2 protein-coding genes and 1 pseudogene are annotated in these 2,038 nt (G+C 57.5%); 1 reads left to right on the forward strand and 2 read right to left on the reverse strand.

Features of this window, described 5'->3' with window-relative positions; translation table 11 throughout:
• Positions 1-624 (reverse strand): DsbA family protein (locus VAE48_RS01685; RefSeq protein ID WP_322791575.1); only part of this gene is annotated, 624 nt, incomplete at its 3' end.
• A gap of 22 nt (positions 625-646) precedes the next feature.
• Positions 647-841 carry a hypothetical protein gene (locus tag VAE48_RS01690; RefSeq protein WP_322791576.1) on the reverse strand — a complete coding sequence of 65 codons (195 nt, stop codon included), beginning with the start codon at positions 839-841 and terminating at the stop codon, positions 647-649.
• Positions 842-1,375: 534 nt separating this feature from the next.
• Between VAE48_RS01690 and VAE48_RS01695 the strand changes: the two are divergent.
• A pseudogene (locus VAE48_RS01695) lies at positions 1,376-2,038 on the forward strand (4-amino-4-deoxy-L-arabinose transferase); the annotation flags it as partial.

A 2,038-nucleotide genomic window follows, 5' to 3' on the forward strand; every position in this document is an offset into this window, starting at 1 on the left:
ATAGGCTTCGTAAGCCTCTCGGCTCAACCCCTGCTCGGCAGCGAACAGCAGATCATGGTACTCCCAAAAGCGCTCCTGTTCCCGGGCGCAGTTGGCAGCTTCGGCAGCCGCAGCTGCGTTGGGGTGAAGGCTGTACAGCGGAAAGTCGCGGTAAACCAGCCGGATTTTATCACCGTAGGCTTCTTGCAGTTTAGGCCACACTTCCACATGCCAGCGGGTACAGAAGGGGCATTCAAAATCGCTGAATTCGATGATCGTAATTGGCGCATCCGCCGGACCGAAGGCGGGGTTATCCTGCTCGGTAACCGGGTAACGCACCACCTCGATGGGTTCGTTTGGGTCACGGGTGGGGCGCGGCTGACCGGGAACATCCATGCCGATTTCCTGCAGTACCGCTTCGGCAGCCTCGGCACGTGAAAGGGCATCATTGAGCGCCTGATTGGTTTGCGCCAGCGATTGACCCCAGATCAGGTAACCGCTGAGGATGCCGACACCAAAAAACAAAACGGCAATCACAACCACCAGCGGAAGCGAGTAACCGGGGCGTTTAGAAACCGCCTGGGTCTGTGCTTCCGCTTCCGCTGGTAATGATTCAATTGAAGTTGGGGAATTCTCGTCACTCATGCATGAAATTATACCATGCCGGTCAGAAAATCCAGATCAAGAGCAGGATGGGTAAGGCCAGAAGACCCAATACCAGCACAATCGCCAGCACCACCACACCAACCGTCAGGCCCACCACAGTGCCCAGGATGCCTACCACCAATCCAAAAATGCCGCCAATCAGCCCGACAACCAGACCGATGATCCCACCAATCAAGTCAAACAAAAACTTGAACATTTGCGTTCTCCTTTCCGTAATTTATACGCAGTGGATGAGGAAAAGTTGCGCCGGCAGGGATAAAACAGGCTTGTAAACCCCGTGCCCCTGGCTTTCTCAAAGTTCCCTGACAAGCCTGTCATTTTGTTTCCATTTCACCCATCCTTCTCTTGCCGTCAATCGGTTGGGTAAAGGATCGTTTCTGTTCCCATCCTTGATAAGGCATTTTTGCCCTACCAGTTCGCAATGGACAATAACCAGCCCAATCAACCCCTCCTGCCCGCAGAGCAACCATGTCGAACTTGACGCGGACGCAGCCCGGCACGGGTCATGCTCTCGCCCCCCTTCCCCGGAGAGCAACGCATTGACCAGTCAGGGCGGCGCTGCGGGGAAGGGGGGCTACGGGGGGTTGGGGTGAGCGGCGGGTTGTTTTTTTATTGACGTTGACAGCCTGTGGATTGACCATTGGCGACTTTGGGAAAGCCATGAAACCATACCTGTCAGGTGGGTTATAATCGCTTACGGTAGGATTGACTTTTTTCAACGGGGCCTGTCATGCTGATTCTTTTACCGGCGTTAAGCTGGGCGGTCATCGTGCTGATTTGCTGGCGGCGAGCCATTTTTCCGGACGATTTCCGCCTGAAACTGCTGCTGGGCTGGGCGGTATGGGGTGCGCTGCTGACCGCCCTCACCGAACTGAGCGGCTCGGTCGGCTTGCTGGCATGCCTGCCGCTGGCAGCCGGCTGGGGGTTGATTCTTCTGGCGGGGCTGTACCTTCTGCGCGCTTCCCCACGCCGCCAGCCGCTTTTCGATCTGCGCAGCCGGTTGCGCTCGCTGCCGGTCGGGGATGGGCTTTTGCTGGGCGGCCTGAGCCTGATTGCGCTGGGTACACTGGTGATTGCGCTGGTGGCTGCGCCGAATAACTGGGACTCGATGGTCTATCACCTCAGCCGGGTGATGCACTGGCTGCAAAACCAATCGCTGGCGTTTTACCCCACCCACATCCTGCGCCAGCTGTACCTCAACCCGTGGACGGAATACGTCCATGCCAACCTCTACGCACTGAGCGGTGCAGACCGCTTTTTGAATCTGGTGCAGTGGTTCAGCGGGGTTGGTACCCTGCTGGGAGTTTCACTGCTGGCGCGCCAGCTGGGAGCAGGGGTCAGTGGTCAGGTGTTGGCGGCGGTGTTTGCCGGCACCTTACCGATGACCGTGCTG

The sequence above is a fragment of the Bellilinea sp. genome, assembly GCF_034432615.1.
Classification (GTDB): domain Bacteria; phylum Chloroflexota; class Anaerolineae; order Anaerolineales; family Anaerolineaceae; genus Bellilinea.

Excerpts from the sequence above, each read along its gene's own strand:
- VAE48_RS01690 (WP_322791576.1), bottom strand. The coding sequence starts at position 841 with ATGTTCAAGTTTTTGTTTGACTTGATTGGTGGGATCATCGGTCTGGTT.